The sequence below is a fragment of the Lysobacter sp. ESA13C genome, assembly GCF_019970005.1.
In the GTDB taxonomy this organism is placed as follows: Bacteria; Pseudomonadota; Gammaproteobacteria; order Xanthomonadales; family Xanthomonadaceae; genus Lysobacter; species Lysobacter antibioticus_B.
The window spans coordinates 79,684-105,165 of sequence record NZ_JAHXYK010000005.1; the positions used below are offsets into that span (position 1 = coordinate 79,684).

21 protein-coding genes are annotated in these 25,482 nt (G+C 68.1%); 16 read left to right on the forward strand and 5 right to left on the reverse strand.

Features of this window, described 5'->3' with window-relative positions:
• Positions 1 to 223 precede the first annotated feature (223 nt).
• Positions 224 to 1,105: an energy transducer TonB gene (locus tag LC490_RS11625; protein ID WP_031372858.1), complete on the reverse strand. Its 882-nt coding sequence runs from the start codon at positions 1,103 to 1,105 to the stop codon at positions 224 to 226.
• On the reverse strand, positions 1,102 to 2,061 hold the full coding sequence (gene gshB, locus LC490_RS11630) for a glutathione synthase (RefSeq protein WP_031372857.1): 960 nt from the start codon (positions 2,059 to 2,061) through the stop codon (positions 1,102 to 1,104). The genes LC490_RS11625 and gshB overlap by 4 nt, the downstream gene beginning before the upstream one ends.
• Before the next feature lie 333 nt (positions 2,062 to 2,394).
• On the opposite strand from gshB, the gene pilG reads away from it, so the two are divergent.
• The 8 genes from pilG to LC490_RS11670 all read left to right on the forward strand — a co-directional run bounded on the left by pilG (position 2,395) and on the right by LC490_RS11670 (position 16,360).
• Positions 2,395 to 2,793, forward strand: a complete 399-nt coding sequence (pilG, locus tag LC490_RS11635; RefSeq protein WP_031372856.1) for a twitching motility response regulator PilG — start codon at positions 2,395 to 2,397, stop codon at positions 2,791 to 2,793.
• 19 nt (positions 2,794 to 2,812) lie between these two features.
• Positions 2,813 to 3,178, forward strand: coding sequence for a response regulator (locus LC490_RS11640; protein WP_031372855.1), 366 nt, complete (start codon positions 2,813 to 2,815; stop codon positions 3,176 to 3,178).
• Positions 3,179 to 3,182: 4 nt separating this feature from the next.
• The gene (locus tag LC490_RS11645) at positions 3,183 to 3,734 is read left to right on the forward strand and encodes a chemotaxis protein CheW (protein ID WP_031372854.1); all 552 of its coding nucleotides are present in this window, start codon (positions 3,183 to 3,185) and stop codon (positions 3,732 to 3,734) included.
• Between the two features lie 50 nt (positions 3,735 to 3,784).
• Positions 3,785 to 5,803 (forward strand): methyl-accepting chemotaxis protein, encoded by a 2,019-nt coding sequence (locus LC490_RS11650; protein ID WP_057918989.1) that lies wholly within the window; start codon positions 3,785 to 3,787, stop codon positions 5,801 to 5,803.
• Between the two features lie 155 nt (positions 5,804 to 5,958).
• Positions 5,959 to 12,846 carry an Hpt domain-containing protein gene (locus tag LC490_RS11655; RefSeq protein WP_223620279.1) on the forward strand — a complete coding sequence of 2,296 codons (6,888 nt, stop codon included), beginning with the start codon at positions 5,959 to 5,961 and terminating at the stop codon, positions 12,844 to 12,846.
• On the forward strand, positions 12,839 to 14,581 hold the full coding sequence (locus tag LC490_RS11660; protein WP_081931223.1) for a chemotaxis protein CheB: 1,743 nt from the start codon (positions 12,839 to 12,841) through the stop codon (positions 14,579 to 14,581). Before LC490_RS11655 ends, LC490_RS11660 begins: the two co-directional genes overlap by 8 nt.
• Before the next feature lie 133 nt (positions 14,582 to 14,714).
• On the forward strand, positions 14,715 to 15,224 hold the full coding sequence (locus tag LC490_RS11665; RefSeq protein ID WP_223620280.1) for a chemotaxis protein CheW: 510 nt from the start codon (positions 14,715 to 14,717) through the stop codon (positions 15,222 to 15,224).
• Positions 15,221 to 16,360 carry a heparan-alpha-glucosaminide N-acetyltransferase domain-containing protein gene (locus LC490_RS11670; protein ID WP_223620281.1) on the forward strand — a complete coding sequence of 380 codons (1,140 nt, stop codon included), beginning with the start codon at positions 15,221 to 15,223 and terminating at the stop codon, positions 16,358 to 16,360. The genes LC490_RS11665 and LC490_RS11670 overlap by 4 nt, the downstream gene beginning before the upstream one ends.
• A gap of 201 nt (positions 16,361 to 16,561) precedes the next feature.
• Here the strand turns inward: LC490_RS11670 and LC490_RS11675 are convergent, their stop codons facing one another.
• The gene (locus LC490_RS11675; RefSeq protein ID WP_223620282.1) at positions 16,562 to 17,299 is read right to left on the reverse strand and encodes a 16S rRNA (uracil(1498)-N(3))-methyltransferase; all 738 of its coding nucleotides are present in this window, start codon (positions 17,297 to 17,299) and stop codon (positions 16,562 to 16,564) included.
• Positions 17,290 to 18,690, reverse strand: a complete 1,401-nt coding sequence (bioA, locus tag LC490_RS11680; protein ID WP_223620487.1) for an adenosylmethionine--8-amino-7-oxononanoate transaminase — start codon at positions 18,688 to 18,690, stop codon at positions 17,290 to 17,292. Before bioA ends, LC490_RS11675 begins: the two co-directional genes overlap by 10 nt.
• Positions 18,691 to 18,767: 77 nt before the next feature.
• Here bioA and nudE point away from each other — a divergent pair, with 77 nt between their 5' ends.
• The 6 genes from nudE to LC490_RS11710 all read left to right on the forward strand — a co-directional run bounded on the left by nudE (position 18,768) and on the right by LC490_RS11710 (position 22,767).
• Positions 18,768 to 19,337: an ADP compounds hydrolase NudE gene (gene nudE, locus LC490_RS11685; protein WP_031373570.1), complete on the forward strand. Its 570-nt coding sequence runs from the start codon at positions 18,768 to 18,770 to the stop codon at positions 19,335 to 19,337.
• Positions 19,334 to 20,173: a 3'(2'),5'-bisphosphate nucleotidase CysQ gene (cysQ, locus tag LC490_RS11690; protein ID WP_051885305.1), complete on the forward strand. Its 840-nt coding sequence runs from the start codon at positions 19,334 to 19,336 to the stop codon at positions 20,171 to 20,173. Before nudE ends, cysQ begins: the two co-directional genes overlap by 4 nt.
• Positions 20,166 to 21,005 carry a nucleoside triphosphate pyrophosphohydrolase gene (gene mazG / locus LC490_RS11695; protein ID WP_223620283.1) on the forward strand — a complete coding sequence of 280 codons (840 nt, stop codon included), beginning with the start codon at positions 20,166 to 20,168 and terminating at the stop codon, positions 21,003 to 21,005. The genes cysQ and mazG overlap by 8 nt, the downstream gene beginning before the upstream one ends.
• A 177-nt stretch (positions 21,006 to 21,182) precedes the next feature.
• Positions 21,183 to 21,746: a hypothetical protein gene (locus LC490_RS11700; protein WP_223620284.1), complete on the forward strand. Its 564-nt coding sequence runs from the start codon at positions 21,183 to 21,185 to the stop codon at positions 21,744 to 21,746.
• A gap of 32 nt (positions 21,747 to 21,778) precedes the next feature.
• Complete coding sequence (locus tag LC490_RS11705; protein ID WP_031373574.1) at positions 21,779 to 22,084, forward strand: DUF962 domain-containing protein; 306 nt, start codon at positions 21,779 to 21,781, stop codon at positions 22,082 to 22,084.
• A 92-nt stretch (positions 22,085 to 22,176) separates the two neighbouring features.
• On the forward strand, positions 22,177 to 22,767 hold the full coding sequence (locus LC490_RS11710) for a hypothetical protein (RefSeq protein WP_152566363.1): 591 nt from the start codon (positions 22,177 to 22,179) through the stop codon (positions 22,765 to 22,767).
• Between the two features lie 61 nt (positions 22,768 to 22,828).
• Here the strand turns inward: LC490_RS11710 and LC490_RS11715 are convergent, their stop codons facing one another.
• Positions 22,829 to 23,170 carry a DMT family protein gene (locus LC490_RS11715; protein WP_031373576.1) on the reverse strand — a complete coding sequence of 114 codons (342 nt, stop codon included), beginning with the start codon at positions 23,168 to 23,170 and terminating at the stop codon, positions 22,829 to 22,831.
• Between the two features lie 106 nt (positions 23,171 to 23,276).
• Here LC490_RS11715 and LC490_RS11720 point away from each other — a divergent pair, with 106 nt between their 5' ends.
• Both LC490_RS11720 and LC490_RS11725 read left to right on the forward strand, forming a co-directional pair.
• Positions 23,277 to 23,987 (forward strand): response regulator transcription factor, encoded by a 711-nt coding sequence (locus LC490_RS11720; protein ID WP_031373577.1) that lies wholly within the window; start codon positions 23,277 to 23,279, stop codon positions 23,985 to 23,987.
• Positions 23,988 to 23,999: 12 nt separating this feature from the next.
• The gene (locus tag LC490_RS11725) at positions 24,000 to 25,328 is read left to right on the forward strand and encodes a HAMP domain-containing sensor histidine kinase (RefSeq protein WP_051885307.1); all 1,329 of its coding nucleotides are present in this window, start codon (positions 24,000 to 24,002) and stop codon (positions 25,326 to 25,328) included.
• Positions 25,329 to 25,482: the final 154 nt, after the last annotated feature.

A 25,482-nucleotide genomic window follows, 5' to 3' on the forward strand; every position in this document is an offset into this window, starting at 1 on the left:
GGGCATTAAGGCATGGGCGATGCATGCGGTTTGCATGCTGGCCGAGAGCAACTCGATCGCGGATCGAATATGTCCTAGTGGCTTGGTATCCGCTTCGAGAGAGGGGCGGAGACTGACCTGAGGAACGCGAGCAACTCCTCGCGCTCCTGTGCGGTCAATGGTATCGGCCTGCCCTTGCTGAGCTTGCGGTAGTAGGAACGAAACCCGGCCTCGTGGCCGGTCCCTACTCGTCCACCAGCGACCCGCCTGGCAAGAAATTCCAGGTGCGGGTGACGTGGAGGATGTCCGGGTTCTCTTCGGTCCTGGGCAGCGGCGGGTAGGGCTCGGCCAGCTTGGCGATGCGCAGGGCGGAGGCGTCGAGCAGGGCGATGCCGCTGCTGCGGATGATGTCGGCGCGTTCGACGCTGCCGTTGCGGCGCACGGCGACGCTGATCACCACTTGTCCGGCCAGCCGGCGGCGGCGGGCTTCGTCGGGGTAGTTGAGGTTGCCGACGCGTTCGACGCGGTCGACCCATTCGCGCAGATAGCCGGCCCAGGCGTACTCGGTGGTGCTGGCCGAGACGAACTTGCGGGTCGGGCGCTTGGCGTAGCGCTCCGAGCGCATGTGGATTTCGGCGGCCAGGCGCGCCATCTCGATGTCGTGTTCGATCTTGCGCGGGCCGGTCGGCAGCGGCCGCTCGGTCGGGGTCTGGGTGCTGCGGTCGCGCGCGGTCACGGTTTCGCCGCGGGTGCTGCTGACCACGCGCGCGACCGGCTCGGGCTGGGCGGTCGGCGACTGGGCGCGCAGCGCCATCTGGGCGACGCCGGCTTCGGCCTGCGGGGCGGGGCCGGACTGGTTGTCGCGCGGGCGCGTGCTCTTGTCGTGCTCGCCGCCGCCCTGGTTGTTGGCCTGGGCGAGGAAGTCGGCCTGCTTGGGCGTCAGCGCGGTCTGGGTCTGGGTCAGGATCACGTCGAGGGTGGGCACCACCGGCGCGGCCTGCTCCAGGGTGTAGCCGACGCCGAGCACGACGATGCCGTGCACCAGCAGCGACAGCACCATGGTCGCGCTGAAGCGTTGCGGCTCGGCGATGCCGCCGGCCGGGGAGGCGGGGGCGACGGCGCTCATGCGGCCTGGGCGGCGACGCGGGCCTCGATCGCGTCGAACAGCAGCCCGGCGATGTTGAGGCCGAATTGTTCGTCGAGCTCGCGGATGCAGGTCGGGCTGGTGACGTTGAGCTCGGTCATGTAGTCGCCGATCACGTCCAGGCCGACGAACAGCATGCCGCGGCGTTTCATTTCCGGGCCGACTTCGGCGGCGATCCAGCGGTCGCGCTCGCTGAGCGGGCGGCCTTCGCCGCGGCCGCCGGCGGCGAGGTTGCCGCGGAACTCGTCGCCCTGCGGGATGCGGGCGAGGGCGTAGTCCACCGGCACGCCGTCGACCAGCAGGATGCGTTTGTCGCCGTCGCTGATCTCCGGCAGGTACTTCTGCGCCATCACCAGGTGGCGGCCGCCGTCGGACAAGGTCTCCAGGATCACGTTGACGTTCGGCTCGCCGGCGCGGACGCGGAAGATCGAGCGCCCGCCCATGCCGTCGAGCGGCTTGAGCACGGCTTCCTGGTGGAAGGCGAGGAATTCCTTGACCGCCGCGGGGTTGCGGCTGACCAGGGTCGCCGCGCAGCACTGCGGGAACAACAGGGCGGCGAGCTTCTCGTTGTAGTCGCGCAGGCCCTGCGGATCGTTGACCACGAAGGCGCCGGCGCGTTGGGCCATGCTCAGGATCTGGGTATCGTGCAGGTACTCGGCGTCGACCGGCGGGTCCTTGCGCATCAGTACGACGTGACCGGCCGCCAACTTAATTTGTGACCAAGTTCCCAGTTTGTACCAGCCGCTCGGATCGTCGCGCACTTCCAGCGCCGTCACCTTCGCCACCGCATGGCCACCGTGTAGGCTCAGTCCGCCCGGCTGCACGTACCAGAGCCGATGTCCGCGGCGCTGCGCTTCCAGTAGCATGGCGAAGGTCGAGTCCTTGGCGATCTTGATCGACCCGATGGGGTCCATCACGACGACGATGTCCAACGGCATGGGAACGGAATCCTAAAAGATTGACGGCGATGGTAGCAGGCGGGTCGCCGGTATCTGTCATGATGACGGGGTCGGAAACGGTCGCGCTGCGTCCATTTGCGACACGCAGCGATCATGGCTACTGCGCGATGCGACGGGGCGGCGATGCGCGGACCGAGTAATCGGCCTGCACAACGTTCGGTAGCGCACGGCGAGCCTGTTCCGGATGACGGAATCGCTGCGTATTCAGTTTCCAGGCACGGAATGCGCGCTTGACAGCCCGCGTGCGGCTTGGAATAAAGACGGCTTCGCGACGCCCGGGGATATCGGCGTTTGCAATGGGGGATACAAAGAATGCTCGACGAGGTTCGTAGCGGCAGCCTCGATGGTCTAAGGGTCATGGTGATCGACGATTCCAAGACCATCCGTCGAACCGCCGAGACACTGTTGAAACGCGAAGGGTGCGAGGTGGTCACGGCCATCGACGGATTCGAAGCGCTGGCGAAGATCGCCGACCAGCAGCCACAGATCATTTTCGTGGATATCATGATGCCGCGTCTGGACGGCTATCAGACGTGCGCGCTCATCAAGAACAATCAACTGTTCAAGGGCACGCCGGTGATCATGCTGTCTTCGAAGGACGGCCTGTTCGACAAGGCGCGGGGCCGCATCGTCGGGTCTGAGCAATACCTGACCAAGCCTTTCACGCGCGAGGAACTCCTCGACGCGATTCGCAAGCACGTACACGCCTGACCGGGGGGTAAGGCACACCATGGCACGCATCCTGCTTATCGAGGACTCGCCGACGGATACCGCGGTCCTGACCCAATTGCTGCAACGCAATGGGCACGAAGTCTTCGCTTCGGGCAGCGCCGAGGACGGCATCGAAGCCTGCAAACGCGAGCTGCCGGACCTGGTGATGATGGACGTGGTGTTGCCGGGCATGAACGGGTTCCAGGCTACGCGCGCGCTCAGCCGCGACGCGCAGACCAGTGCCATCCCGGTCTTGATCGTGAGCACCAAGGGCATGGAAACCGATCGCGCCTGGGGCATGCGCCAGGGCGCGCGCGACTACATCGTCAAACCGCCGCGCGAGGACGAACTGATCGCGCGGATCAACGCATTGCTGGGTAACTGAAACGATGACGCTCAAGCCGCCGTTCGATGTGCTGACCGATTACGAGCGCCGCAGTCTGGCGCACGTGCCCGGCCTGCCCGAACAGCTCGACGCGCCCGGCCTGTGGCGCGGCGTCGGTTACCGCATCGGCGACCGGCGCCTGGCCTCGACCTTCGCCGAGGTGGTGGAAATCCTCTCGCTGCCGCAGGTCACCCACGTCCCCGGCTCGCAGCCGTGGATGCTCGGCCTGGCCAACGTGCGCGGCAGCCTGCTGCCGATCGTCGACCTCAAGCAGTTCCTGGAAGGCGAGCGCACGGTGCTGCACGAGGGTCAGCGCATCCTGCTGGTGCGCCAGCCCGGCGGCGACGTCGCCGTGCTGATCGACGAGCTCTACGGCCAGCGCAGTTTCCACGACCAGCAACAGATCGGCCTCGAGGAAGTCGCCGAGCAGGGCCTCACCGAGGGCCGCTACGCGTACTTCATCGACCGGGCTTACCGCCTGGACGACCGGTACTGGGGCATCTTCAGCCTCGACCGCCTGGCCCGTACTCCCGAATTCCGACAAGCAGCGGCCTGAGCCGCTCCCTTCATCAGCCCGACTAGTAAGTTCACCGAGGTTTGCGAACCATGAGCACTGTGATGGACAACGCCGGCAAGAGCCGCCTTCTGGGCGCCAACACCTGGCTGATCGTACTGGCCGTATCGGTGCTGGTGTTCGGTCTCAACACAGGCTATGCGACCTGGAAAGGCGCCAGGCTCGGCGGCGCCGGCTCGGCGGCGTCGAACCTGCAGGTGAATTCGCAGAAGCTCGCCATTCAAGGCCGTGAAGCGGTCGGCGGCGCGAAAGACGCCTTCGCCGAGTTCAAGAAGACCAAGGCCGCGATCGACGAAGACGTGCAGACGCTCAACGACAACTTCGGCGACACCGCCGGCGTGTCGGGCCCGATCGGCGTGGTCAGCAAGAGCTGGCAGCCGCTGGGACAGAGCGCCGAACAGGTGATCGCGAGCGAGAAGGCGGTGCTGGCCCTGGCCGGCAACGCCGACAGCTTCTCCAGCCGCGTCCCGCAGCTGCAGGCCCGCCTCGACGAACTGGTCCGCGCCATGTCGGCCTCCGGCTCGCCGTCCTCGCAGGTCTACATCGCCCTGCGTCAGGTCGTGCTGTCGGCGACCATGGCCCGACGCATCACCGAAATCCGCGCCGGCGGCAGCGGCGCCGGCATGGCCGGCGAAGCGCTGGTCCGCGACGCCACTGTGTTCGGCAACGTCCTCACCGGCCTGCGCAAGGGCGACACCTCGTTCGGCGTGACCGCGCTGTCCAACTCCAGCGCGCTCGCCGCGCTCGGCCAGGCCGAAGCGCTGTGGCTGGAAATGAAGAAAGACCTCGACGCGATCTCGGCCAGCTCCAAGGACCTGTTCCAGGCCCAGGCCGCGGCCGAATCGATCACCGGCGGCTCGGAACGCCTGCTGAGCGAAAGCGAAACGCTGTTCAGCGCCTTCACCGCCTTCGGTTCGCTGCGCGACAAGAGCGTGTTCGGCAACCTGTGGCTGTCGATCATCTCCGGCCTGGCCGCGCTGGTCGCGATCGCCGGCTTGCTGTTCTCGCTGAACTACGCTCAGCAGCGCCGCTACCAAACCACCAAGGAACTCAACGACCGTAACCAGGAGGCCATCATGCGCCTGCTGGACGAAATGGGTTCGCTCGCAGAAGGCGACTTGACGGTCAAGGCGACGGTGACCGAGGACATGACCGGCGCCATCGCCGACTCGATCAACTTCGCCGTCGAGCAGCTGCGCAGCCTGGTGCAGACCATTACCGACACCTCGGTGCAGGTCGCCTCCAGCGCCCAGGAAACCCAGGCCACCGCGATGCACCTGGCCGAAGCGGCCGAGCACCAGGCCCAGGAAATCAACTCCGCCTCCGACCGCATCAGCGAAATCGCGGCCTCGATCGACCAGGTCTCGAAGAACTCGGCCGAGTCGGCCGACGTGGCGCAGCGCTCGGTGCAGATCGCCACCAAGGGCGCGGGCGTGGTGCGGCAGACGATTCAGGGCATGGACTCGATCCGCGACCAGATCCAGGAAACCTCGAAGCGAATCAAGCGCCTGGGCGAAAGCTCGCAGGAAATCGGCTCGATCGTCGAACTGATCAACGACATCTCGGAACAGACCAACATCCTGGCGCTGAACGCCGCGATCCAGGCGGCCTCCGCCGGTGAAGCGGGCCGAGGCTTCGCGGTCGTGGCCGACGAAGTGCAGCGACTCGCAGAACGCGCCTCCAACGCAACCAAGCGAATCGAGACGCTGGTTCAGACAATTCAGTCCGACACCAACGAAGCTGTCAGCTCGATGGAACAGACGACCTCGGAAGTGGTCGCGGGTGCGCGACTGGCCGAGGACGCCGGTACCGCGCTGGGCGAGATCGAAAAGGTGTCGTCCGACTTGTCCAACCTCATTCAGGGCATTTCCAGTGCGGCGCAGCAGCAGTCCAGCGCCGCCTCGAACATCACCCAGACCATGAACACGATTCAGCAGATCACCTCGCAGACCTCGCAAGGCGCCAACCAGACCGCAGCGTCGATTGGAAACCTGGCGCAACTGGCGGCCGACCTGCGCCGTTCGGTCGCCGACTTCAAGTTGCCGGCCTGACCCGGCGGCAGCCGAGACACGACGCGGCGCTTTGAACGGCGGCTTTGGGACGGGATTAAAAGAAGGGTTGTATCGAGGATGAAGCTTCCGACACATCGCTGGCAGAGCCACGGTCCGCGTCTGCGACGCGGTCCCGCCGACGGGCGGGTCACGTCATGACCGCGTTGCGCGAAGCGATCGACACCACCACGCTGGGCTGGATCAAGCCCGAGCTGGACGAAACCCTGCGCCAGGCGCGCCAGGAGATCGAGGCATTCGCCGAAGATCCCGCCGACGCCTCGCGCATGCGGGTGTGCGCGAACCATCTGCACCAGGTGCACGGCACCCTGCGCATGGTCGAGCTGTATGCGCCGGCCATGGTCGCCGAGGAGATGGAGCGTCTGGCCATCGCCCTGCAGCAGGGCCAGGTCGCCGACCGCGACGAGGCCTGCGCGGCGCTGATGCGCGGCGTGGTGCTGCTGCCCGACTACCTGGAGCGTCTGCAGGGCGGGCATCGCGACATTCCGATCGTGCTGCTGCCGTTGCTTAACGAGCTGCGCGCCACGCGCGGCGAGTCCGGGCTCAACGAAAGCGTCCTGTTCGCGCCGAATCTCGACCGACCGCTGCCGGCGCACCTGCCGCCGCCGCTGCCGGTCGGCAGCGCCGCCGGCCGCAACGCCAGCGCGCCGCATCTCGCCTCGCTGCGCGACGCCCTGGCCGGTTGGCCGGAAGACGGCGCGCCGGCGAATCCGGCTCAGCTCGCCTCCGCGATCGACGGCCTGCTCGCCGACGTCGTGCTGGAACCGGTGCGGCGCATGCTGTGGGTGGCCTCGTCGGTCGCCCACGCCCTGCGCGACGGCGCCCTGCCAGCCACCCGCGCGCTGCGCCAGGCCTTCGGCGGCGTCGACCGCGAAGCGCGGCAGATGCTGTCCGACGACGGCTTCAGCGCGCCGCGCGGCGAACCCGCGGCCGAGCCGACCCGCCAGTTGCTGTACCACGTCGCCCACAGCGACGGCCGCCATCCGGCGCTCGACGACCTGCGCCAGACCTTCGAACTCGCCGCGCACCTGCCCAGCGAGTCCGAACTCGAACACGCCCGCGGCAGCCTCAGCGGCCGCAACCGCGCCCTGCTCGACACCGTCGCGGCGGCGATCAAGGAAGACTTGTTGCGGGTCAAGGACGCCCTCGACCTGCACCTGCGTACCAACCAGACCGACCCCGGCGAACTGCGTCCGCAGGTCGACGCCCTGGCACGGGTCAGCGACACGCTGGGCATGATGGGGCTGGGCATGGCCCGCACCGTGGTGCTGCAGCAGCGCGAAGCCATGCACGAAATCGTGGAAGGCCGCCGCGCCGCCGACGAAGGCACCTTGCTCGACGTGGCCGGCGCCTTGCTCTATGTCGACGCCTCGCTGGACGACCAGGTTTCGCGCCTGGGCCTGCCCGAGGACAAGGCCGAAGAGAACCTGCTTGCCGGTGAGGCGCGCAAGGTGCTCGACGTGGTCGCACGCGAAGCCATCGCCAATTTCGGCGACGCGCGCCAGTCCTTCGTCGCCTTCGTCGAGACCAAGTGGGACCACGAAGAACTGACCGAAGTGCCGCGCGTGCTCGACGAAGTCGCCGGCGCCCTGCGCATGATCGAGCTGCCGCTGGCGGCCGACTACCTGACCGGCGTCAAGCGCTACACCGAAGTCGAACTGATCGGCCGCCGCCGCGTGCCCAGCGGCCAGCAGCTCGACACGCTGGCCGATGCGCTGGCGAGCCTGGAGTACTACCTCGAAGCGCTGCGCGAGCAGCGTCCGAACCGCGACGACATTCTCGACATCGCCCGCCAGAGCCTGGAAACCCTGCGCTACTGGCCGTTGCCGGACGTGATCCGGGTCGAGCCGGCGGTCGAAGCCACCCCGGTCGCCGCGACCCCGGCCGTCGAAGCCGCCCCGGTCGATACGGCCCGGGCGCAGGCGCCGGCCGTCGAGGCCTCGACGCCGGAATCCGCTGTTGCCGACAGCCTCGACCTTCAGCGCAGCGAACAGACCGTCGACGCGCAAGCGGTCGGCGACGCCGTCGCGGCCGATACCGCCGAACCGGTCGAGCCGACGCTCGCCATGGCATCGGATGCCGCGCCCGGAACCACCCCGACCGAATCCATCACGACCGAAACCAACGCGACCGAAACCGTGGCGTCCGTCGCCGCGGGCGGCGCGCTGATCGACGCCTCCTTGCTCAACGCCGTGCCCGACGCACCGCCGTCGATGCTCGGACAGTCGGTGGCGACCGGCGGTTTCGAACAAGTCGACGACATCGACGACGAAGTGCGGGAAATCTTCCTCGAGGAATTCGAGGAGGAGATCGCCAACCTCGACAACCTGCTGCCGGCCTGGCGCGAAGCGCCGGACGATCTGGCCCGCGTGCAGCCTGTGCGGCGCGTATTCCACACCCTCAAGGGCAGCGGCCGCCTGGTCGGCGCGCGCACCCTGGGCGAGTTCAGCTGGAACATCGAAAACCTGCTCAACCGCGTGCGCGAACACGGCCGCGTGGCGAGCCCGGAAGTGATCGACCTGGTCGAGCACGCTCATCGCGCGCTGCCGGGTTTCTACGCTGCCCTGCGCAACCAGGGCCCGCTGACCGTCGACGTCGCCGGCATCGAGGCGCATGCCGATCTGCTCGCGACCGGCGAAGAAGCCTTCTACCAGCCGCCGCAAGCCGCGGTCGAAGCCGAAACCGAAACCGCGGCTCCGGTCGCGATCGACGGGCCCTACGTGCCGGCGTCGGTCGACCCGGTCCTGCTCGAAATCCTCGACGGCGAAGTGGCCGGTCACCTGGTCACCATCGAAGCCTGGCTGGCGGCCTCGCACCCGCAACCGCAGCTCGCCAGCGACGGTCTGCAGCGTTCGATCCACACCTTGAACGGCGCCTTCGCGATGACCGAAGTGCCGGTCATCACCGACGTGACCGCGCCGACCGAAGCCTACGTCAAGCGTCTGCTCGCCAGCGCCGCGCCGGCCAGCGCCGAAGGCGTGGCCGCGCTGACCGCGGTGGCCGATGCGATCCGCACTACGGTCGAGGCGCTGAAGTCGCCGATGCCGCACGTGCCGATGTTCGTCGGCTTGCCCGAACGCATCGCCGCGCTGCGCGACAGCCTGCCCGACGCGCGTTCGCCGATGATCACCGAGGAGCTCTACCACGACGACGTCCTGCCGGAAGGCCAGGATCTGTCCGAGCTCACCGTCAACGATCTCAGCGCGTTCGGCGATTACGACCCCTCGCGCGAATTCGCCCAGGTCGCCGGTAACGACGATGCCGGGGCCAAGCCGGTCTCCCGGACCGATTTCGACGGCGACGAGCTGAGCCTCGGTCTCGACCTGCTGCCGGTCGGTTTCGCCGACAGCACCATCGAGGCCGCACGTCTCGAAGTCGAGCGTGCCGAAGCGGCCCGTCTTGAAGCCGAGCGTGTGGCTGCCGAGCAAGCCGAAGCCGAACGCCTCGAAGCCGAGCGCCTTGCTGCAGAACAGGCCGAAGCCGCACGTCTGGAAGCCGAACGTATCGCTGCGGAACAGGCCGAAGCCGAGCGCCTCGAAGCCGAGCGCCTTGCTGCGGAACAGGCCGAAGCCGCCCGTCTCGAAGCCGAACGTATCGCTGCGGAACAGGCCGAAGCCGAACGCCTCGAAGCCGAGCGTCTTGCCGCCGAGCAAGCCGAAGCCGCACGTCTGGAAGCCGAACGCATCGCTGCGGAACAGGCCGAAGCCGAACGCCTCGAAGCCGAGCGCCTTGCCGCAGAACAAGCCGAAGCCGCACGTCTCGAAGCCGAACGTATCGCTGCGGAACAGGCCGAAGCCGAGCGCCTCGAAGCCGAGCGTCTTGCCGCCGAGCAAGCCGAGGCCGAGCGCATCGCTGCGGAAAAAGCCGAAGCCGAACGCCTGGCCGAGGAAGAACGTCTCGAATACGAGCGTCTCGAAGCCGAATACGCCGCCGAAGCTCAGCGCGCCGAGCAGGCACGCCTGGAAGCCGAGCAGGCCGAAGCGGCTCGCCTCGAAGCCGAGCGTATCGCGGCCGAGCAGACCGAAGCCGAGCGCCTGGAAGCCGAGCGCATCGCCGCCGAACAAGCCGAAGCCGAACGCCTTGCTGCGGAGCAGGCCGAAGCAGAGCGCCTCGAAGCCGAACGCGTTGCAGCCGAGCAAGCCGAAGCCGAGCGCCTCGAAGCCGAACGCCTTGCCGCCGAGCAGGCCGAAGCCGAACGCCTCGAAGCCGAACGCCTCGCCGCCGAGCAGGCCGAAGCCGAACGCCTCGAAGCCGAGCGCCTCGCCGCCGAGCAGGCCGAGGCCGAACGCCTCGAAGCCGAACGCATTGCCGCCGAGCAAGCCGAAGCCGAGCGTCTCGAATACGAACGCCTGGAAGCCGAGTACGCCGAAGCCGAACGCCTCGCACGCGAGCAGGCCGAAGCCGAAGCTCAGGCCGATGCCGAACAGCCGGCGACCGATCTGGCCCAGGTCCGTCTCGACGACCGCGGCACCGACAGCGAAGCCGCGGCCAACGACAACGACGAAGCGTCGAGCGCCGAGGTCGAGCGTCCGGCCGCAGCGCTGGCGGCGGGCACAAGCACGGCCGTGCAGACCGGCATCGCCGCCGGCGTGCCGGCCGCGCTGGCCGCGATCTTCGCGCATGCCTCCAACGCTAATCCCGATCCGGAAGAAGCGCTCGATGTGAGCGAACTCGATCCCGAACTCGTCGACATCTTCGTCGAAGAGGGCGGCGACCTGCTCGACCACTCCGACGGTCTGCTCGCGCAGTTGCGCGAGACGCCGAGCGAGCGCGAGCCCTTGGTCGGGCTGCAACGCGATCTGCATACGCTCAAGGGCGGTGCGCGCATGGCCGGCATCATGGCCGTGGGCGAACTCGGCCACGTCATGGAGTCGCTGCTCGAAGCGGTCGTCGACCATCGCACCGAACTCGGTCGCGACGGTCTGGTCCTGCTCGAACGCGGTTTCGACCGCCTGCACGCCATGGTCACCCGCGTCGGCACCGGTCGCGCGATCGCGATGCCGGAAGCGCTGATCTCGGTGTTCGAAGCGCGCTGGCGCGGCGAGGCGATGCCGAGCTTCGCCGGTCTGGAGCCGGCCGAAGCCGCGCAGCCGCAAGCGCAGGCGCAGCCGGTCGCGGCCGATCACGACGGCCTCAAGCCGCTGTCCGCGCCGATCGTCGACGCGCCGCTGGGCGACGAAGACGAGATCGGCGTGCGGGCGCCGCAGGAACAGGTGCGTATCCGCGCCGACCTGCTCGACCGCCTGGTCAACTACGCCGGCGAAGTCGCGATCTATCGCGCGCGCCTGGAGCAGCAGTTGGGTGCGTTCCGCGGCGCCATCGCGGAAATGGCGCAGACCAACCTGCGTATGCGCGACCAGTTGCGCCGTCTGGAAATCGAGACCGAAGCGCAGATCATCGCGCGCTACCAGCGCGAGGGCGATTCGGGCGACCAGTCGTTCGATCCGCTGGAACTCGACCGCTTCTCGACCTTGCAACAGCTGTCGCGCGCGCTGACCGAATCGGCGGCCGACCAGAACAGCCTGCAGAACACCCTCGACGACCTGACCCGTCAGTACGAAACCCTGCTGCTGCAGCAGTCGCGAGTCAGTTCGGAGTTGCAGGAAGGCCTCATGCGCACGCGCATGGTGCCGTTCGACACCCTGTTGCCGCGTCTGCGCCGCGTGGTCCGCCAGGCCTCGAGCGAACTGGGCAAGCAGGTCACGCTCAAGCTCGAAGGCACCCAGGGCGAACTCGACCGCAACGTGCTCGAGCGCATGACCGCGCCGCTGGAGCACATGCTCCGCAACGCCGTCGCGCACGGCCTGGAACGTCCCGAACAGCGTCGCGCCGCCGGTAAGCCGGACGAAGGCACGGTGCGCATCGCGGTGCGCCGCGAAGGTTCGGAAGTCGTGCTGGAAGTGGCCGACGACGGCGCCGGTCTCGACCGTGCGGCGATCCGTCGCCGCGGCGAAGAACGCGGCCTGGTACGTGCCGACGCGGTCATCGCCGAAGCCGACCTGGACTCGCTGATCCTCGAGCCGGGCTTCTCCACCGCCGACGAAGTCAGCCGCCTCGCCGGTCGCGGCGTCGGCATGGACGTGGTCGCCAGCGAAGTGCGCCAGCTCGGCGGCACCTTGGACATCCACTCGCGTCCCGGCCACGGCGTCCACTTCACCCTGCGCCTGCCGCAGACGCTCGCGGTCACCCAGGCGGTGTTCGTGCGCATCGGCGACATCACCTTCGCCGTGCCGATCGCTTCGGTGCGCGGCGTCGGCCGCCTGTCGCGCGAGCTGCTCGACGCGGGCGAGGCCAACTACCGTTACGGCGGCGAAGACTATGTCGTCCACGACCTCGGCACCCTGATCGGCCACGCGCCGGCCAAGGCCGAAGGCCAGTTGCAGATGCCGTTGCTGCTGATCCGCTCCGGCGATCTGCGCGCCGCCATCACCATCGACCAGGTTATCGGCAACCGCGAAATCGTGGTCAAGCCGGTCGGCCCGCAGGTGGCGTCGGTGCCCGGCATCTTCGGCGCGACCATCATGGGCGACGGCCGCGTGGTGGTGATCCTCGACGTCGCGCCGTTGGTGCGCCGCCGTACCGCGCAGTTGCTCGACTTCGCCCAGGTGGTGGAGCCGCCGCCGGCCCCGGCGGAAACCCGCCGCGTGCCGCTGGTGATGGTGGTCGACGACTCGGTGACGATGCGCAAGGTCACCGGACGCGTGCTCGAACGCCACAACTTCGAGGTCATTACCGCGAAGGACGGCATCGACGCGCTCGAACGCATGGCCGAGCGCGTGCCCGACCTGATGCTGCTCGACATCGAAATGCCGCGCATGGACGGCTACGAGCTGGCCACCCAGATGAAGGCCGACGCGCGCATGCGCGAAGTGCCGATCGTGATGATCACCTCGCGTACCGGCGAGAAGCATCGCCAGCGTGCGTTCGAGATCGGTGTCGAGCGTTATCTCGGCAAGCCTTATCAGGAGCTTGAATTGATCCGCAACGTGTTCGAACTGCTTGGAATCGCGCGTCATCATGGCTGAAGCAGAACGTCGCGTAGCGTTGTTGGCGCGGGCCGGCGTGGCCTGCGACCGTTTGCGTAGCGCGCTCGGCGATGCCGGCGCGAACCTGGTGTTGGTGGGCGATCCGACCGCGTTGGAACCGGCTGCGCTCGACGCTGCCGATCCGGACGTGGTCGTGGTCGTGCTCGACCCGGCCACCGAGGACGCGCTGGACCGTTTCGAGAACCTGCTGGTCGATCCCTCGATCGAGGTGATCTTCGAGGAAGCCGAACTGACGGTGTCGCGCGAGGGCTGGGACGAAGCGCGTTGGGCGCGCCATCTCAGCGCCAAACTGCACCGTCACGACGACGTGTTGCCGCCGGGCCGCGAGCCCGAGCCGGAACCCGATCCGATGCTGATCTCGACCGGGTTCGAGCGTCCGTTCGCGGCGGGATCGCCGTTGGCGCAGGAGCCGGTCGGGTTCGACCCGGCTTCGGCCGAGGCCTCGCTGGACCCGCTGTCGTTCGTCGCCGCCGAACAGATCGGCGAACTGGCGCGGGTCGCACCGTCGCCGCCGCCGGCCGAAGACCGTATCGAATTCATCACCGCCGAAGCGATGGCCGAGGACGGCGCCGAACAGCTCGAAGCCGAAGAAATCATCGCCACCGAAGCGGTCGCCGCCGACGATTTCGACATCGGCCACCTGACCTTGGAAGCGGTCGACAGCCAGGACGAGGTTCCGGGCAACGCCGCGCCGTATTCGCAGACGCTCGGCGAGTGGGTGGAGCCGGCCGCGGCCCATGCCGACGTGCCCGCGCTCGACGAAACCGGGCTGGGCGATCTCGAAGTGTGGCGCGCGCCGCCGCAGGACCAGGTCCGCGAGCTGATCGACTTCGACAGCGCCTTCGCGATCCAGGACGACCAGTCCGGGCCCGAATCCGCATCGACGGTCGCGCCGCTCGATTTCGACGACGGCCGCAACGAACGCGCCGCGGCCGAAGCGCGTAACTTCGAGAGCGACTTCGAGTTCGACTTGAACGAAGACCTGCAAGCGGCGCCGAAAGCGCCGTTGCCGCCGGCGCCTGCCGTGCCGGACTGGTCGTTCAGCGACGAGGCCAGCCTGGTCAGCGCGGCGACCGGTCAAAGCGGCGCGCATGGCAACGCAGGCGTGGGCAAGCACGATCTCGACGAAATCGAGCGTCGTATTTCCGGCCTGGAACTGGTCGACGACAGCCTGCCGGCCTCGACGCGCAATGGCGCCGTGCTCGTGCTCGCCGGCATCGGCGGACCCGATGCGGTGCGCCAGTTGCTCGGCGCGTTGCCGGAGAATTTCGGCCGGCCGGTGCTGGTGCAACAGCGTCTCGACGGCGGCCGCTACGACAAGCTGGTCGCTCAGATGCAGCGCGCCACCTCGGTGCTGGTCAAGCTCGCCGAACCCGGCACGCGCACCATCGATGGGGTGATCTACATCCTGCCGGCGGGACTCGGCATCGACGTCAGCGACAGCGGCATCCAGTTCGTCGAAGGCGCCGAGGTGATCGACGCCTTGCCGGCTTCCGACAGCGCGGTGTTGCTGTTCAGCGGCGCCGACCCGGCCCAGGTCGATACGGCGATGAAGCTGTCCGCGCACGGCGCGTTGGTCGCCGGCCAGTCGCCCGACGGTTGCTACGACGCGGCCGCGGCCAGCGCGGCGATCGCGCGCGGCGCCGGCAGCGGACAGCCGGCCGATCTGGCCGCCAAGCTGGCCTCGCGCTGGTCCGTACAAAGCGCGATCTAAGGCCGCAAGCCAAGAGCCCGAACGCCGTCGCCGCGTGGCGACGGCACCGAATCCCGGATTCCGGCATCAAGGAATCCACCGCAGCAGATCCACCCGTTGAAGGCCGCGCAATCCGCGGCGAGGACGCGAAGCGATGTCGAACGAGAACCAGATCAGCGACGCAGCCCCTGAAGCCACCTCGCAAGCCGACATCCGCGGCGTGTTGATCCAGGTCGGCGGCGCACGACTGCTGCTGCCCAACGCGACCATCGCCGAGGTGTTGTCGTACGCGCCGCCGGCGCCGATCGAGGACGCGCCGCGCTGGCTGCTCGGCCAGATCCGTTGGCGCGGTTGGCATCTGCCGCTGGTCGCTTTCGGCGAACTGTCCGGGCTCGCCCGCGAGCAGGGCGGCCTGGGCAGCAAGGTCGTGGTGCTGAAGGCGCTCAGCGCCGCCTCGCGCCTGCCGTATTTCGCTTTGTTGACCCAGGGCTTCCCGCGCCTGGTCACGGTGTCGCGCGACAGCTTGTCGGTCGCCGGACGCGAAGGCGACGTGCTGCCGCACGCCGTGCAGGCGCGCGTACTGCTCAACGACGATCCGGCGCTGCTGCCCGATCTGGAAGCGCTGGAAGCGATGATCGGCGAAGCGCTCGTACAAGCGGCGTGAGTCCGGCGCCGCAGGCCGGCGGCGCGACGTCGCCGTCTGGCTCGTCATCCGGCCCGCGGTCGGCCGCGTCGGCGCCGAAACGCTACGCCTCGGTCGACGCCCTGCGCGGGCTCACCGTCGCGGCGATGCTGCTGGTCAACAACCCTGGCGATTGGGGCCATGTCTACGCGCCCTTGCTGCATTCGCAATGGCACGGGTTCACCCCGACCGACCTCGTATTCCCGATGTTCCTGTTCATCGTCGGCGTGTCGATCGCGCTGGCGCTGATGCCGCGCCGCGAACACGGTGTGGCCGCTGCGACCCTGCTGCGTCCGGCGTTGTGGCGCGCGGCGCGCATCGTCGGCCTCGGCCTGCTGCTGCATGTCTGCGCGATCTGGGCGTTCGGCCACGAGCACCTGCGTATACCCGGCGTGTTGCAGCGCATCGGCCTGTGTTTCGCCGCCGCGGCGCTGATCGCGTTGTATCTGCCGGCGCGGGTGCAATGGATCGCCTGGGGCGCGCTGTTGTTCGGCTATGCGGCTTTGCTCGCAGCCGGCGGCAGTTATGCACCCTTCGAGAACATCGCCAGTCGTTTCGACAGTGCGCTGTTCGGCGTCCACGTCTTTCAGATCGACCCGGCCAGCGGCCGCGGCCACGACCCCGAAGGCCTGGTGTCGACGCTCGGCGCGCTGGCGACGACCTTGCTCGGACTGCGCGCCGGCGATTGGTTGCGCCGCGGCAACCTGCGCGCGCTGTGGATAGCCGGCGCGGTCTGCCTGCTCGCCGGCTGGGTAGGGGCGTATTGGCAGCCGTTCAACAAGAACCTGTGGACCCCGGCCTACGTGCTGTGGAGCGGCGGCTTGTCGTGTTGGGTGCTGGCCGTGTTCCACGAACTGATCGACCGTCGCGGCTGGCCCGCGCTCGGACGCGCCTTCGGCGTCAACGCCATCGCCGCTTACGGCGGCTCGGCCTTGCTGCTGTACCTGCTGATGGGCATGGGATGGCTGCAACCGATCTACCGCCGCGGTTTCGCCGACTGGATGACGCCGCTGTTCGGGCCTTATCTGCCTTCGTTGGCGTTCGCGCTGGTCTTCGTCGCGTTGTGGTGGGGCGTGGTGCGCTGGCTGGACGCGCGGCGGATCTATTTCAAGATCTGAGTGTCGTTGCCGGGTTCGGGTGAGGCGGCAGCAACAGCAACAGCAAATCCCTCGCATCTGCTGCGCAGGCGCGCCCCCTTTTAAAAGGGGCAATAGCACCGGCTCTAAGGCAGCAGCACCGTCGCGTCGTGCACTTCCCCCTTTGAAAAGGGGGGCAGGGGGGATTTTGCTTTTGCCTTTAAAGCGACAACGAGACGTCGCTCAAGCCAGATCGCCGAACTTCGCCTGCAAGGCCGCGATCGCCGCCAGGCCGGCGGTTTCGGTGCGCAGGATGCGCGGGCCCAGGCGCAGGCCCTGGAAGCCGGCATCGCGCAGTTGCTGCCGGTCGAGCGGCGACCAGCCGCCTTCCGGGCCGATCGCGAGCAGTACCGGTGCCTCGATCTCGACTGACAAGGTGGCGAAGGCGAGTTCGCCTTCCGGGTCGAGGATCAGGCGCAGGCCGCCGGGCGGCAGCGCCGCCAGCGTCGCCGCCAAGGAACGCGGCGCCGAGACCTCGGGCACGCGCGCACGACCGCTCTGTTCGCAGGCCGACGCGACCACGCTGCGCCAATGCGCATGACGTTTCTCCGCGCGCGCTTCGTCGAGCTTGACCTCGCTGCGCTGCGACCACAACGGATGCACGGCGTGCGCGCCGAGCTCGGTGGCCTTCTGCAGGATCAGGTCCATCTTCTCGCCGCGGGCGATGCCTTGCAGCAGCACCAGGGGCAGCGGCGATTCGCGTTCGACCTCTTGCGCCGATTCGAGCGCCACCCGCACCTCGCGCTTGCCGAGCGCGACGATGCGGCCGTGGTAGTCGCAGCCGTCGCCGTTGAACAGCACGCAGGCGTCGCCGACTTCGTGGCGCAACACGCGCGCCAGGTGCGTGGCGGGGCCTTCGGGCAGCACGACCTCGCGACCGGCGGCGAGATCGGCATCGACATGGACTCGGGTCAGGCGCATGCGTCGGCCTCCCGCACGGCGTGATCGATCGCCGCGCGCGTGGTGTCGGCGAGCAAGCCCAGGGCGTCCTCGTCGATCGAATAGGGCGGCATCCAGTACAGCACGTCGCCGAGCGGCCGCAGCAACACGCCGCGGTCGAGCGCGGCACGATACGCGTGCAGGCCGAAGCGGGCGGCCGGGTCGAACGGCGTGCGCTTGTCGCCGTTACGGGTCAGCTCAAAGGCGACGATCATGCCGGCCTGACGCACGTCGGCGACATGCGGGTGGTCGGCGAAATCGGCGGCGAGCCGGGCCATGCGCGCGCTGGTGACGCGGTTGCGGGCGACGATGTCGTCGTCGCGGAAAATATCCAGGCTGGCCAGCGCCGCCGCGCAGGCGAGCGGGTTGCCGGTGTAGCTGTGCGAGTGCAGGAAGGCGCGCTCGCGCGAGTCGTCGAGGAAAGCGTCGTAGATCGATTGCGTGGTCAGCACCGCGGCCAGGGGCAGGGCGCCGCCGGTCAGGCCCTTCGACAGGCACAGCAGGTCGGGCATGACCCCGGCCTGTTCGCTCGCGAACAAGGTGCCGGTGCGGCCGAAGCCGACCGCGATCTCGTCGGCGATCAGGAACACGCCGTGCTCGTCGCACAGCTCGCGCGCCAGCTTGAGATACAGCGGGTCGTGCATGCGCATGCCGCCGGCGCATTGCACGCGCGGCTCCAGGATCAGCGCGCAGACTTCATCGGCATGGCGTTCGAGCAGATGACGCAAAGCCGTCGCGGCCTGTTCGGCGCGCTCGGCCGGGGTTTGGCCGGGTTCGCACAGGTAGGCGTCGGGCGAGGGCGCGAACAGCGACTCGGCCAGCAGCGGTGCGTAGATGCGCCGGTACAGCGGAATGTCGCCGACCGCGAGGGCGCCGAGGGTTTCGCCGTGGTAGCCGTTCTCCAGGGCGATGAACTTGGTCCGGCCTTCGATGCCGCGGTTGCGGAACCAGTGGAAGGCCATCTTCAGGGCCACCTCGACCCCGGCCGAGCCGTTGTCGGCGTAGAACACCTTGCTCAGCGGCGCGCGCCCGTCCTGGCGCGGCGCCAGCGCCAGCAGGCGCTCGGCGAGTTCGACCGCCGGCGCGTGCGAGCAGCCGGCCAGGATCACGTGTTCGAGGGTGCGCGCCTGGGTCGCGATAGCCTCGGCGATGCGCGGTTCGGCATGGCCGAACAGGTTGGTCCACCAACTCGAGATCGCATCCAGATAGCGACGCCCGTCGCGGCCGATCAGCCACGGCCCTTGCCCGCTCGCGATCGGCAGCAAGGGCAGCGTATGGGGGTGTTCGCGCATCTGGGTGCAGGGATGCCACAGCACCGCCAGGTCGCGTTCGCGCCAGGAGTCCGCCGCGTCGGCGCCCGGCTCTGTTAGCATCGTCGTGTCGTGAGTGATCTCTCGCATCCCCCTATTATCGTGCCTTTCCGCTCCCTGCTCACGCCCGGAGCCGCGCCATGACCCGGCGGCTGCCGACCATTCATCACGTCACCGAGCACGAGGCCGGTCCGTACCGGCTGGAACGGCTCGATCTCGAGTTTTCCAACGGCGAACGCCGCCAGTACGAGCGCCTGCACGGGCGCGGCCATGGCGCGGTCGTGGTGGTGCCGATGATCGACGACGACACCGTGCTGCTGGTGCGCGAATACGCCGCCGGAGTGCACCGCTACGAGCTCGGCCTGGTCAAGGGCCGCATCGACGCCGGCGAAAGCCCGATCGAGGCCGCCGACCGCGAGCTCAAAGAGGAAGCCGGCTACGGCGCGCGCTCGTTGACCGTGCTGCGTTCCCTGACCCTGGCGCCGACCTACATGAGCCACCAGGCGCATCTGGTGCTGGCGCGCGATCTCTACCCCGAGCGCCTGCCCGGCGACGAACCCGAAGAGCTCGAAGTGGTGCCGTGGAAACTCGATGACCTGCACGAGTTGATCCTGCGCGAGGATTTCTCCGAAGGCCGCAGCATCGCCGCGCTGTTCATCGCCCGCGAATGGCTGCGCAACGGCGAGCCGCACCCGGAGCCGCAAGCATGAGCGCAGCCCCTGTGAAACCAGCCCTGCTCAGCCCGGAACAGATCGAAGGCGCGATCGCGATCGCCCGCGCCGCCGCGGCCGCGATCCTGACCGTCTACGACGGCGAGTTCGCGGTCGAACGCAAGGCCGACGCTTCGCCGGTCACCGCCGCCGACATGGCCGCGCACCACCTCATCGTCGACGGGCTGGCCCGCCTGACCCCGGACATCCCGGTGCTGTCGGAGGAATCCGCGCACGAGGTCAGTTTCGAGCAGCGTCGCGAATGGTCGCGCCTGTGGCTGGTCGACCCGCTCGACGGCACCCGCGAATTCGTCAAGCGCAACGGCGAGTTCTCGGTGAATCTGGCCCTGATCGACCACGGCGTGCCGGTGTTCGGCCTGATCCAGGCGCCGGTCGGTGGAGCGCTTTGGCATGCCCAGCGCGGCGGCCGCGCCTACCGCCGCGACGGCGACGACGAGCGCGAAGTACGGGTGCGCGCACCGGCGGCGCAGCCGCTGCGGGTCGCCGCGAGCCGCTCCTTCCACAGCGACCGCGCCGAACGGGCGATGGCGCGTCTGCAACGCGAAGCGCCCGGCGGCATCGACATGCTCAGCCTGGGTTCGTCGTTGAAATTCTGTCGGATCGCCGAGGGCGGTCTCGATCTGTACCCGCGTTTCGGCCCGACCAGCGAATGGGACACCGCCGCCGGCCAGTGCGTGCTCGAAGCCGCGGGCGGCGCCGTGTTCGACCCGCAAGGCCGGCCGTTCCGTTACAACCAGCGCGCCGGCATTCTCAACGGCGATTTCGTCGCTGTGGGCGACCTGGCTCTGCCGTGGAAGGAGTGGCTCGATGGCTGAAGTGCTGAACCTGCCGCCGGGTATCGCCGGGCTGTTGACGATCATGGCGCGCCTGCGCGATCGCGACAGCGGCTGCCCCTGGGACATCGAACAGGATTTCGCTTCGATCGCGCCGTACACGATCGAAGAAGCCTACGAAGTCGCCGACGCCATCGATCGCAAGGACCTGATCTCGCTGAAGGACGAACTCGGCGATCTGCTGCTGCAGGTCGTGTTCCATGCGCGCATGGCCGAGGAACAGGGCGCGTTCGCTTTCGACGACGTGGTCGCGGCGATCAGCGACAAGATGGTGCGCCGTCATCCGCACGTGTTCGGCGACGCCAGCGTCGAGGACGTCGAGGCCCAGACCGTGGCCTGGGAAGAACAGAAGCGCCGCGAGCGCGAGGCGGCGGGCGAGGTCGACACCTCGGCGCTGGCCGGTATCGCCCGCGGCCTGCCCGAGTGGCAGCGTGCGGTGAAACTGCAAAAGCGCGCGGCCGCGGTCGGTTTCGACTGGCCCGACGTGAGCCCGGTGATCGCCAAGCTGCACGAGGAAATCGAGGAAGTCCGCGCCGAGTTCGCCGCGGTCGCCGCCGCGCCCGACGATGCGGCCGCGCACGACCGCCTCGAGGACGAGATCGGCGACGTGCTGTTCGTCTGCGCGAATCTGGCCCGCCACGGCAAGGTCGACGTCGGTGCCGCGCTGCGTCGTGCCAACCTCAAGTTCGAGCGCCGTTTCCGCGCGATGGAAACCCTGGCCGCGCAAGACGGTCTGGCCCTGGCGGAGTTGCCGCTGGAAGGCCAGGACGCGTACTGGGACAAGAGCAAGCGAGCCGAGCGCGGCGAATCCTGAGCGCGGCGTTCGCGCCCAGCGGCGCCCGATCTTGCGGCGCTGCGAGCGGCACGGCAGGATGCGTGCAGGATCGATAAGCGAGGGAACGCCATGAATCGTCGCATGCGCCGGTGGTCGCTGGCCTGTCTGTTCGCCGCATGTTTCTCGGTCGAAGCGGCGGAGCAGGAAAACCTGATCGTGTTCGTCGGCGAGAAGCTGTCGGTCGAGCAGTTCGGACCCGTACTGGGCAAGGACGTGCTCCTCATGGACGCCGCCTTCAAGGCGAAGTATCGGGTCGAGCAGCTCGTCTATGGCGAGTACGACGGCGATACGATTGAGTTCGAGGCCTACGACCATCACGGTGTGCCGCCGTTCTCGCGCTTTCCCCATGCCTTGTTGTTCGTATCGCGCGACGGCAACCGGCTTTACCATCAGAAATACCAGTATTACCCGGTGTTCAGGGCCCCGTCCGGCGCCTGGTTCGGTTGCGGACCGGTGGGCGAGCGCGATAGCGAGGATCGTCGCGGCATCGCCGAAGCCAGGCCGATGCCATGGGACAGCGATGCCTACCATCCGCTGAAGCCTGAGTGGTCCAGCAAGGACCGGCGCAAGCTGTTTGCGAGCGAGCATTTCCGCATCGACGGCGACAAGGCGTATTGTCTGACCGGCAGCCCGGTGCACGAGTTGTTCGAGGTCAAGAAGCGCACGGTGCTGAAGGCGCGGGGCATGTTCGGCGGCGACGCGGCGAAGGCCGGCGATTGAGCGACGCGGGGCGATCAGGCGAGGACAGGGACATGGCGAACCGTTTTGCGAGTTTCCGCGAGTTCTATCCGTTCTATCTGAGCGAACACAGCAACCGCACCAGCCGGCGCCTGCACTTCATCGGCAGTTGCGGCGTGCTGGTGCTGCTCGCGCTGGCCTTGGCCCAAGGCCGGCCCTGGCTGCTGCTGGCGGCGCTGTTGTGCGGCTACGGTTTCGCCTGGGTCGGGCATTTCTTCTTCGAGAAGAATCGCCCGGCCACCTTCAAGCACCCGCTGTATTCCTTCGTCGGCGATTGGGTGATGTTCAAGGACATCCTGACCGGCAAGATCAAGTTCTGAGCGCCCGCCCGAACGCGCCCGAGAAAGAACCCCCCAAAACAGCCGCGAAACCGACGAGTCGCGTCGGGCTCGCATCCATCAAGGAAGATATCTTGAATCTCAAGATCGCTGTGTGCGGCCTTATGTTGACTTACCTGTGGCCGGGCGTGGTGTCGGCGGCGCCCGCCGCACAGCCCGATGTGCCGATGCGCGTCTCCCCGTGGCTCAGCGAAAGCATGGACAGCAAGACCTGTCCCATCGTCCGCGTTTATCTGGCTGGGGCCGGATCGGCCGAGGGCGGTTCCGCAGTGGCGACGCTGTGGCGCAACCGCGGCGATCAAAACTCGGCGCTGGCGGCCTGGCCGGCGCTGCACCTGTCGGTGAACGGTCAAGCTTTTGCCTTGCGCCGCGAGGGCGCACATTCGGATATCGAAGCACTGGGTCTGCAGCGGCAGCGCGGTCAGACCCTGCGTTGGTCCGATGCGGGCGAGAAGATTTCGGCGGAGCTGCGCCTGGGCGCGCCGAGCCTGTCGGTCGAGGAAGACGGGCGCTGGACCCGGCTGCCGGCGGCGCAGGCGGTGCAGGCGCGCGCGGCGATGGACGACGCCAGCACCCTCACCCGCTGGAAGGGCCATCTGACGGTGACTGTCCGTGGTCAGCGCTGGCAGCGCGAGGTCGAGGTCGAGTCCTTGTGCGGGCCTTGATCGGGTCGTTGCGCCGCGCTCGATCCGCGAAGATCAATCCGGGAAGATCAATCCGGGAAGCTCAATCCAGGAAAATCAGCCAGGCCGCGACCACGATCAGGCCGAACCCGGCCCAGTGGTTCCACTTCAGCGGCTCGCCGAGGTACCAGGCCGAGAAGCCGGCGAACACCAGCAGGGTGATGACCTCTTGCATGCCCTTGAGCTGCGGCGCCGAGTACACCGCGCTGCCGAGACGGTTGGCGGGTACCTGCAGGCAGTACTCGAACAGGGCGATGCCCCAGCTGACCGCGATCGCGATCATCAACGGCGACGACTTGTATTTGAGATGGCCGTACCAGGCGAACGTCATGAAGATGTTCGAACCGAGCAAAAGCAGGATCGGGTAGAGGCGTTCGGCGAGCATCGGGGCGTTTCGTGACGGAGTGGGCGGTCAGCGTAACGAGGGTCTTCACGGGCCGTCCACCTTGGCGAGGGCAACCTTCACAAAACTGAAGGAATGGAGAGGCTGCATGCAGGGTACGAGAGACGGGGGGCTGGTCCTGATCGTCGAAGACAACCGCAATATCTCCGAAATGGTCGGCGAGTACCTCGAAAGCCGCGGCTTCGAGGTCGATTACGCGGCCGATGGTCTCGACGGTTACCGCCTTGCCACCGAGAACAGTTACGACGTGATCGTCCTGGACCTGATGCTGCCGCGCATGGACGGCATCGAGGTCTGCAAGAAGCTGCGCGAAGAGGCCCGCAAGTCCACGCCGGTGCTGATGCTGACCGCACGCGATACGCTCGACGAGAAGCTCACCGGTTTGAGCGCCGGCGCCGACGACTATCTGACCAAGCCTTTCGCGATCCAGGAACTGGAAGCGCGCCTGCGCGCCCTGATCCGGCGCGAGCGCCGCCAGGTCGGCGGCGAGGTGCTCAAGGTCGCCGACCTGGTGCTCGACCCGGCCAGCCTGCGGGTCACCCGCGGCGGCAGCGAACTGCAACTCTCGCCGATCGGCTTGCGCCTGTTGACCATCCTGATGCGCGAATCGCCGCGCGTGGTCAGCCGCCAGGAGATCGAGCGCGAGATCTGGGGCAACGGTTTGCCGGACTCCGACACCTTGCGCAGCCATCTGTACAACCTGCGCAAGACCATCGACAAGCCGTTCGACAAGCAGCTTTTGCATACCGTGCAGAGCGCCGGCTACCGGGTGGCAGACATCTCCCAGCCGCCGGACTGACCGGCCGCGATCATGCCGCAGGGGCTACCGCGCAAGATCAAGCTCGCGTTCATTCTGCAAGCCTTGATCGGCAGCATCGCGATCACGCTGGGCATCCTCCTGGCGGGACTCGCGGTGCGCCACGTGGTGCTGGAACAGCGCATGCAGCGCGAGGCCGACGACTACTGGGCCGGGCGCATCCGCGACCCCAACTATCCGTTGCCGCGCACCTCGACCACGCGCGGCCATTTCGTCCCGACCGGCGCCAGCGACTCGCTGCTGCCGATGGTGATCCGCGGGGTCGACTCGGGCCTGCACAACCTGCCCGGCGGCGGCCGGGTGGTGCTGGTGGACCGGCGCGAGCCCGGCACCTTCTACATGATCTACGCCACCGAGCTGATCGACGAGGCGATCCTCTACACCGGCCTGTTCTCGCTGCTGCTGTCGTTGCTGACGACGTATCTGATTTCCTGGCATACCTACCGCACTTCGAAGCGACTGGTCTCGCCGGTGAGCTGGCTGGCCAACGTGGTCTCGCAATGGGACCCGCGCGATCCCGACACCAGCCTGATCGAGCCGATCAAATTCCCCTACGACCCCGGCAGCGAAGTGCGCCGCTTGTCGAGTTCGCTCAGCGGCCTGGCCGAACGAGTCAGCGACTTCGTCGAGCGCGAGCGCGATTTCACCCGCGACGCCAGCCATGAACTGCGCACGCCGTTGACGGTGATCCGGGTCGCCACCGACCTGATGCTGGCCGACCCCGACACGCCCCTGCGCGCGCAACGCTCGTTGCTGCGCGTGCAACGCGCCGGGCGCGACATGGAGGCGGTGATCGACGCCTTCCTGATCCTGGCGCGCGAGTCCGACGTCGAGCCGCAGTCCGAAGATTTCCTGGTCCGCGACATCGTCGACAACGAGATGGAGCGGATCCTGCCGCTGCTCAACGGCAAACCGGTCGAGTTGCATCTTTACGACGAGGGCGGGCCGCGCCTGACCGCGCCGCCGCACGCTCTCGGGGTCATGGTCGGCAACCTGCTCAGCAATGCGGTGCGCTTCACCGACCAGGGCCGCATCGACGTGCGCCTGAGCCGCGACAGCATCGAGATCCGCGACACCGGCATCGGCATGTCGGTGGAAACCCTGACCAAGGCCTTCACCCCGTTCTACCGCGCCGACTTCTCGGTCGGCGACGGCAAGGGCATGGGCCTGTCGATCGTGCGCCGGCTCGGCGAACGCTTCGGCTGGCCGGTCACCCTGACCAGCGCGCCCGAGCAGGGCACCACCGCGGTGATCCGCTTCCGCCCCGGCAGCGCCACCCTCAGCACCCATATGCCGCCGCTGCCGCGCCGACCCGGCGCCTGAGCCCGGCCGCCGGCTGCGACGCTTTCGCGCCCTGGCGAATCCCTGTGCAGAATCGCTTGCCGCCAAGCGCTCGCTTCGCCTGCACCGACCGTGGCGGAAACTGAACCGTTCGTGCCCGATGCGGTCAATGCAGCGAGCGCTGTCAACCGCATTC